1 pseudogene is annotated in these 264 nt (G+C 64.4%); it reads right to left on the bottom strand.

From position 1 onward, the window contains the following. Window positions 1-11: 11 nt before the first annotated feature. Window positions 12-264: pseudogene (locus SB756_RS31210) on the bottom strand (hypothetical protein); the annotation flags it as partial.

Raw genomic sequence — 264 nt, forward strand, 5'->3', positions numbered from 1 at the left:
CGCGCGTCGCGTTACCGATGGGATGCCAGACCCGCGCCGGCATAGATGATTTGCAGCTCCCCCTGGATTTCGCGCATGAGATTGCCCGAACTCGCGTTCTGCGGAAGGTTCTGCAGGCGGAACAGCACGAACGGCTCGGTGCCCGACGGGTTGCCGATGGCGTGATAACCCCAGGCGGGCACGAACACGGTGTCGCCCGGCACGAGTCGCTCGTGCGCCTGGTCTTCGCCGAACGCCATTTCTCCGGATCCCGAATGAACGATG

Origin of the sequence: Pseudomonas sp. SIMBA_068 (assembly GCF_046534705.1) — a bacterium.
GTDB lineage: Bacteria > Pseudomonadota > Gammaproteobacteria > Pseudomonadales > Pseudomonadaceae > Aquipseudomonas > Aquipseudomonas putida.